This window comes from Brevundimonas sp. (assembly GCF_036399195.1).
Taxonomy (GTDB): Bacteria; Pseudomonadota; Alphaproteobacteria; order Caulobacterales; family Caulobacteraceae; genus Brevundimonas.
Genome location: NZ_DASWNO010000124.1, coordinates 1 through 6654, shown reverse-complemented (window position 1 = coordinate 6654; position 6654 = coordinate 1). Strand labels below are relative to the sequence as shown.

The 6654-nt window shown below is 67.8% G+C and carries 7 protein-coding genes; 5 read left to right on the top strand and 2 right to left on the bottom strand.

What is annotated here, in order from left to right; all coding sequences use genetic code 11:
• Positions 1 to 698, top strand: a 698-nt coding sequence (locus tag VGB60_RS05820; RefSeq protein WP_331037319.1) for an ABC transporter permease, incomplete at its 5' end; no start/stop codon positions are given.
• A gap of 1 nt (position 699) precedes the next feature.
• Here VGB60_RS05820 and bfr read toward each other — a convergent pair.
• On the bottom strand, positions 700 to 1200 hold the full coding sequence (bfr, locus tag VGB60_RS05815) for a bacterioferritin (RefSeq protein ID WP_331037318.1): 501 nt from the start codon (positions 1198 to 1200) through the stop codon (positions 700 to 702).
• A gap of 157 nt (positions 1201 to 1357) precedes the next feature.
• Entirely contained in the window at positions 1358 to 1543 is a 186-nt protein-coding gene (locus VGB60_RS05810) for a (2Fe-2S)-binding protein (protein ID WP_331037317.1), read from the bottom strand.
• A 115-nt stretch (positions 1544 to 1658) separates the two neighbouring features.
• Here VGB60_RS05810 and thiE point away from each other — a divergent pair, with 115 nt between their 5' ends.
• The 4 genes from thiE to cydB all read left to right on the top strand — a co-directional run bounded on the left by thiE (position 1659) and on the right by cydB (position 6627).
• Complete coding sequence (gene thiE / locus VGB60_RS05805) at positions 1659 to 2321, top strand: thiamine phosphate synthase (protein WP_331037316.1); 663 nt, start codon at positions 1659 to 1661, stop codon at positions 2319 to 2321.
• A gap of 75 nt (positions 2322 to 2396) precedes the next feature.
• Complete coding sequence (locus VGB60_RS05800) at positions 2397 to 4076, top strand: sensor histidine kinase (RefSeq protein WP_331037315.1); 1680 nt, start codon at positions 2397 to 2399, stop codon at positions 4074 to 4076.
• A 95-nt stretch (positions 4077 to 4171) separates the two neighbouring features.
• Complete coding sequence (locus tag VGB60_RS05795) at positions 4172 to 5593, top strand: cytochrome ubiquinol oxidase subunit I (RefSeq protein WP_331037314.1); 1422 nt, start codon at positions 4172 to 4174, stop codon at positions 5591 to 5593.
• Positions 5593 to 6627, top strand: coding sequence for a cytochrome d ubiquinol oxidase subunit II (gene cydB, locus VGB60_RS05790; protein ID WP_331037313.1), 1035 nt, complete (start codon positions 5593 to 5595; stop codon positions 6625 to 6627). Before VGB60_RS05795 ends, cydB begins: the two co-directional genes overlap by 1 nt.
• Positions 6628 to 6654 lie beyond the last annotated feature (27 nt).

Sequence of the window (6654 nt, the reverse complement as noted above, 5' to 3'; positions counted from 1 at the left end):
GCAAACTCAATCGTTCGCTGGCCCTGCTGTTGGCGGTGGCGGCGCCCTGTCTCGTGGCGGTGTTCACCTTCTTCAACATGCTGAGAGGGCGCGCGCCGATGCCGTGGGAGATGTGGCTGCAGTCGTCCAGCGCGATCTGGGGCTTCTTCATGCTGCCGATGAGCGTCACCGCGCTGACGGCGCTGGTCGCCCACATGGAGCACGGCCCACGCGCCTGGGATCACCTGCGGGCGCTGCCGGTCGCGCGATGGAAACTCTATGCCGCCAAGGCTGTCTGCGTGGTCGCGGTGGTCGCGGCCATGAGCGGGTTGAACCTGATGCTGACCTATGGAGCCGCTCTGGCCGCCGGCGCGGTCAAGCCTGCGGTCGCGGCCAGCGGGCCGATGGACTTCGCTGCACAGGCGACGCTGATGGCCCGCATCGTCGCGGCGGCCCTGCTGCTGATCGCTATCCAGCTGTGGACCGCGCTGCGCTTCGCCAGCTTCGTGCCGGCGCTGGCCGTCGGCATCGGCGGGACCTTTTTCTCGGTCGTCGCCACGGCGGCGAAGCAGGGCGTCTTCTTCCCGTGGCAAATGCCCGTCAACATGCTGGCGACCGAGGCGTGGCGCGTGAACACCGCGCTGGCGCTCGGCGGCGGACTGGGCGCGGTCGTGCTGATCCTCGCCGTCGCCCATCTGGCGCGGCGCGAGGTGGTCTAGGTCAGTTGCCGGTGGCGCTCTTGTCGGGGGCAATCTCGGTCATGGCGGACTGCAGGTAGTTCTGCTCGCCCAGCTGCTCGATCAGCTTGTGCTGAGCCTCGAGGAAGTCGATGTGCTCCTCGGTGTCTGACAGGATGCGCATCAACAGATCGCGGCTGACGTAATCCTTGGCCGCCTCGCACTGGGTGACTCCGGCAAGGAGGGTGTCACGGCCGCCCAGCTCCAGCTGCAGGTCCGCGCCCAGGCATTCGAAGGCGTTCTCGCCGATCTTCAACTTGTGCAGGTCCTGCAGGTTGGGCAGGCCGTCGAGGAACAGCACCCGCTTGATCAGCATGTCGGCGTGTTTCATCTCGCCGATCGACTCGTCGTAGATGATCTGGCCGAGGTGTTTCAGGCCCCAGCTCTCGAACATCCGCGCGTGCAGGAAATACTGGTTCACCGCTGTCAGCTCGTTGGTGAGCACCGCGTTGAGCGTGCGAATGATCGCGGGGTCGCCCTTCATCGTCGTCGTTCCGTCAGCCGCGCGAAGGCCGTGGGGCCTCCTGGAATCGCCAGCCGCTGTCAACACCTTCTAACACGGAAAAACGCGCGGTGTTTACTTGAGAAAGCTTCTCACGACATTGAAAATGCGAGTAAATCTCGCTCGCGAACAGGCGCTGCTATTCGGCGGCCATGGCGAAGGATTGACGGCTTTCCTGGATCATCTCGCGCATTTCGCAGACGCATTTGGCGCACTGGGCCGTGCACTGGTTGCGGGCGAAGACGTCGCGGGGACGCGCGGCGCCGGCCTCGATGGCGGCGGCGACATCCCGTTTCCTCAAGCCGTTGCAGTTGCAGACGTACACGGAAAGACCCGATGCGAGTTGCGAATGGTTCGCTGTAGCAGGAAAGATGCGGCGAATGCAAGTCGTTCGCAGGCCGGCGGTTGACGCAGGCGGTCCGCCGTCGCACTTGCCAGGCATGGCCAAGCCCCCCGTCGCTCCGGTTCGCCCACCCTGTCGCCTGTACCTGATCACGCCGCCATCGATCCCGGACCTGCCGGCGTTCGCCCGCGACCTGGAAGAGGCGCTGGGCGCGGGGGACGTGGCGGCCCTGCAGATCCGGCTGAAGGGCGTCGGCGACGCCGAGGTTCTCGCGGCCGTAGCGGCCCTAAAGCCAGTCGCGCAGGCTCGAGGCGTGGCGGTCATCCTGAACGACCGGCCCGATCTCGCCGCCCGCTCGGGGTGCGACGGCGTCCACGTCGGACAGGGGGACGCTCCCTACGCGGAGGCGCGGCGGACGATGGGACCGGACGCCATGATCGGAGTGACCTGCCACGACAGCCGGGAGCTCGCGATGGATGCGGCCGAGGCGGGGGCTGATTACGTCGCGTTCGGGGCCTTCTTCGCCACCGAGACCAAGGCGACCACGCACCGCCCCGATCCAGAGATACTCACGATCTGGCAGGAGACGGTGGAGACCCCCTGTGTCGCCATTGGCGGGATCGACGCGGGGAACGCCGCGGTGCTGGCGAAGGCGGGGGCTGACTTCGTGGCGGTCAGCTCCGCGGTGTGGAGCCATCCGGCGGGCCCGGCCGAGTCGGTGCGGGCCCTGATGGCCGCGCTTGACGCCGCGGCAGCCTGACCTTCAGGGGATATTAGGAAGCCACGGGGTAGATAGCGGAGACGATATCCGCCTTCGCCGGGACCAGACATGCCGATGAGCCGCGCGCTCGACCCCCTGGAGCCTCTCGCCGGCGTCGCCACCCCCGGGGGGGCTACCGGTCGCGACGCGGCCCAGGCCTCCAGCGGCCTCGGCCAGCCGATGGCTCCCGTGTTCACGGCCATGGCCGTCATGGTCCTCGTCGTCCTGTCCATCACCTTCGCCCGGTCCGCCGACGCCGTCGCGGCGCTGTGGGGCGCCGGCGGTCTTGCCGTCGCCGTCTGGCTCAGGACGTCGCGGGGCCCGCTTTACGACCTCTCGTTCGGGGGATTGATCGCCATCGGCGTGGCGGCCGGCAATCTGCTGGCCGGGAACCCGCCTGAGCTGGTCGCGATGTTCACCGTCGCCAACATGCTGGACATCTACGTCGCCGTCCTGCTGGCGCGGCGGTTCGCACCCACGCTCAACCTCGCCTCGGTGAAGGGGACCGTCCGCTTCCTGCTCAGCGCCGCCGTCGTCGCGCCGTTTCCCGCCGCCGTGTTCGTCGGCGGGATGCTGTGGTGGCTGCAGGACGCCAGCTTCCTGGAAACCGCCCAGACCTGGTGGTTCGGACACGCGCTCAGCGTCGCCGTGCTCTCCAGCTTCGGGTTGGCGCTGACCCGGCGGGAAGTCGTGAAGTTCCGCGCCCCGGCGCGCGCGCTTGAGGCCGTGGTGCTGCTCGGTCTCGTGACCTCGGTGGCGCTGGTGGTGTTCTCGAACCAGAACATGCCGATCGCGTTCGTGATCATGCCGCTGCTCCTGCTCATCGCCGTCCGGTTGCGCATGCTGGGCGTCACCGCGGCGCTGGTGATCCTCTCCGTGATCGCGGTCGGGGGCAGCATGCAGGGGCTCGGTCCGTATGCGGTCGCCTTCGACGGGCCAGACCGCGCGATGATGGCGCAGTTGCTCGTCCTGTTCGGCTTCCTGCCGATCATGCTGGTCGCCGCGCTGCTGGAAGAGCGGGACAGACTGTCGGATCGCGCCAAAACGGGGCAGGTGCGCGCCGAACGCGCGTCCGAGGCCAAGTCGCGGCTGCTCGCCAACGTGGCGCACGAGATCAAGAGCCCCGTCGGCGGCATCATCGGCATCGGCGATCTGTGGAAGAACGGTCAGCTCGGTCCGATCACCGCCACCCAGACGGAAATGGCCGATATGCTTGTGAAAACGGCGCGGCAGGTCGAGGCGCTGGCTCATGATCTTCTGGACGTCGCCCGGGCCGAGTCCGGGGCGGTCAAGGTCGAGCTGAGGCCGACCGACGTGCCGGGCGTGCTGGAGGATGTGAAGCGCGCCGTCGCCCTGCGGCCCGAGGCCCAAGGATTGCGGCTGGAGGTCGTCAGCGAAGGCGACGGCCTGGTGGCGCTGGCGGACTCGCAGCGCCTGACCCAGGTCGTGTCCAACCTCGCCTCCAATGCGGTGAAGTACGGACGCTCCGGCGGCATCGTCACCTTCCGCGCCAGCAAGATCTACGACGGCGTTCGCATCGAGGTGACCGACCGCGGGCCGGGGCTGTCGCCCGAGAAGCAGACCCAGTTGTTCGAGCCGTTCAACCGCCTCGGCCTGGAGCGTTCGACGGTCGAGGGCCACGGCATCGGTCTGGCGCTGGCCAAGCGGCTGGTCGAGCTGCAGGGCGGCTCGATCGGCGTTTCGTCAGTCGCAGGCGAGGGCGCCACCTTCTGGGTCGAACTTCCCGCCGCCTGATCTCGCGGCGTTCGGTCGCGCGGCGGTTCGCACATGGACACCAGGACGGCGCGGGCGCATTCCTGAGCGTGTCAGGACTGCCGAGGATCCAAACCGTGGACTACGACGCGCTGCTGCTGTCGCGACTCCAGTTCGCCTTCACCATCGCCTTCCACATCCTGTTTCCGGCCTTCACCATTGGGCTGGCGGCGTTTCTGGCGGTGCTGGAGGGGCTGTGGCTCTGGACGAAGCGCGACGCCTTCAAGGTCCTCTACCTCTTCTGGGTCAAAATCTTCGCGCTCAGCTTCGGCATGGGCGTCGTGTCCGGCGTGGTGCTCAGCTACCAGTTCGGGACCAACTGGTCGGAGTTCATTCGGCTGACCGGCGGCGTGATCGGGCCGCTGCTGGCTTTCGAGGTCCTGACCGCCTTCTTCCTTGAGGCGTCCTTCCTCGGCGTGATGCTGTTCGGCTGGAAGAAGGTCGGTCCGCGGCTGCATTTCCTGGCCACGGTGCTGGTCGCCGTCGGCACGACGATTTCCGCCTTCTGGATCCTGTCCGCGAACAGCTGGATGCAGACGCCGCAGGGCTTTCAGATCATGGCGGACGGCCGGTTCGAGGCGACGGACTATTGGCAGGTGATCTTCAATCCCAGCTTCCCCTCGCGGCTGGTCCACATGCTGCTGGCCGCCTTCCTGACGACCGGTCTGGTCGTCGGCGCCGCCTCGGCCTACCGGATTCTCAAGGAGAACCAAGCCGGCGCCGTATCCGGCTGGAACGAAAGCCGCATCTCGCTGGTCATGGCCGTGGGGCTGATCGCCGTTCTGGCTCCCCTGCAGCTGCTGGCGGGCCACTGGTCAGGCGAGGTCGCGCATAAGCACCAGCCGTCGAAACTGGCCGCCATCGAGGGCTATTGGGAGAGCGAGGCCAATCCGCCGCTGCACCTGTTCGGCATCCCTGACCGCGAGGCCCAGAAGAACCACTTCCAGATATCGATTCCGGGCGTCGGCGCGGCGGTGCAGGGCATCGAGCGCACCGAGGTGGTAAAGGGCCTGAAGGCCTTCCCACGCGAGGACCAGCCGCCGCCGTTCATCCCCTTCTTCGGCTTTCGCATCATGGTCGGGCTGGGCCTGCTGATGATCCTGCTGGGCGCGCTCGGGGCGGTGCTGATCTGGCGCAAGCGGTTGTTCGACAGCCGCTGGTTCCTGCGCTTCTGCGTGGCCATGGGCCCGTCCGGTTTCATCGCCGTGCTGGCGGGGTGGATGGTGACCGAGGTCGGGCGGCAGCCGTGGGTGGTCTATGGCGTCCTTCGGACTCGGGACGCGGTGTCGCCAGTGACGGCGGGCGAGGTGGCGACCAGCTTGATCGCCTATATGATCGTCTATTCGATCGTCTTCACCGCCGGCGCCATCTTCATCCTGCGGCTGATGGCCGAAGGCCCGGTGGCCGCGGCGGCCGAGCCCGGGCCCAGAGAGAACCGGCCGCCCGGCTGGGCCCTGTCCAAGGCCCCGGAAGACACGACGCCCGAGGAGGGCCGCTGATGCTTGACCTCGAGCTGATCTGGGCCGGGCTGATCGCCGTCTCGGTGCTGCTGTACGTCACCCTCGACGGGTTCGACCTTGGCGTCGGCGTCCTGTTTCCCTTCGCGAAGTCGAGGGAAGAGCGCGACGTGATGATGAACACCATCGCCCCCGTCTGGGACGGCAACGAGACGTGGCTGGTGCTGGGCGGAGGGGGGCTGCTCGCGGCCTTTCCGCTGGCCTATTCCGTGCTGATGCCGGCGCTGTACCTGCCGGTGCTGCTGATGCTGGCGGGGCTGATCCTGCGGGGCGTGGCGTTCGAGTTCCGCTTTCGCGCCCGCAACCGCGGGCGGAAGTTCTGGACGCAGATGTTCGCCGGCGGCTCGATCCTCGCGGCGGCGGCGCAGGGCCTGATCCTGGGCGGCTTCATCCAGGGCGTGACGGTCGAGGACAACCGCTTCGCCGGCGGTCCGTTCGACTGGCTGACGCCCTACACCCTGCTGGTCGCGGTCGGGGTCGTCGCGGGCTACGCCCTGCTGGGCGGCGCATGGCTGATGATGAAGACGAAGGACAACCTGCACGGCGACGCCAAACGGTGGACGCTGATCAGCGCGGCGCTTGTCGGGGCTTTTCTGGGGGCCGTCAGTCTGGCGACCCTGTTCGTGCACCCGCGCATCGCGGAGCGCTGGGGCTTCGACGTCGGCGCGACGCTCGCCATCGACTGGGGTGTGCTGGCGCCCTTGCTGTTCATCCCCGCCATCGGCCTTGTCGGTCTGTGGCTGGTGGTCGGGATGGCGCGCAAAGGTTCGCATCGCTGGCCCTTCGTCGGCTCCATGCTGCTGTTTCTGTCCGGATACCTCGGGCTGGCGGCCAGCTTCATGCCGTACATCGCGCCCTATGCGGTGACCTTCCGGCAGGCGGCCGCGCCGGACAACGCCCTGGGTCTGATGCTGGCCGGGACGGCGGTGATCCTGCCCCTGATCCTGGCCTACACCGTCTGGGTCTACTGGGTGTTCCGGGGCAAGGTCGACGAGGAGAGCGGCTATCATCATTGAACCCGTTCCGCCGCCCGAGCCGGGCGA